The 430-nt window shown below is 68.8% G+C and carries 1 protein-coding gene; it reads left to right on the forward strand.

Annotated features, from left to right (window positions below; translation table 11 throughout):
• A partial coding sequence (locus MOV75_RS41960; protein WP_309487029.1) for a chemotaxis protein CheB occupies positions 1 to 430 on the forward strand: 430 nt, incomplete at both ends.

A 430-nucleotide genomic window follows, 5' to 3' on the forward strand; every position in this document is an offset into this window, starting at 1 on the left:
CGGCGCGCGCGCGGGTTCGTCCGCGTTCCGAGCGACGGGCGATCGAGAAGAAGCTGACGGCCGACGCGATCATCCCGCCGCCGGTGCAGGGCAGGGTTCGGCCGACGACGGAACGCATCGTCTGCATCGGTGCGTCGACGGGCGGCACCGAAGCGCTCAATGATGTCCTCGAAATGCTGCCGCCACATTGTCCGCCGATCGTCATCGTCCAGCACATGCCGGCAGGATTCACCGCGGCCTTTGCCAGGCGTCTCGACACCGTCTGCCAGATCAGGGTCAAGGAGGCCGAGGACGGCGAGCCCGTGCTTCCGGGCTGCGCCTATATCGCCCCCGGCGCCCGCCACATGCTGCTCCAGCGCATCGGCCTGCGCTATCAGATCGCGATCAAGGACGGCCCGCCGGTGTCGCGGCATCGCCCCTCCGTCGATGT

The sequence above is a fragment of the Bradyrhizobium sp. PRIMUS42 genome, assembly GCF_023006515.1.
Lineage (GTDB): Bacteria > Pseudomonadota > Alphaproteobacteria > Rhizobiales > Xanthobacteraceae > Bradyrhizobium.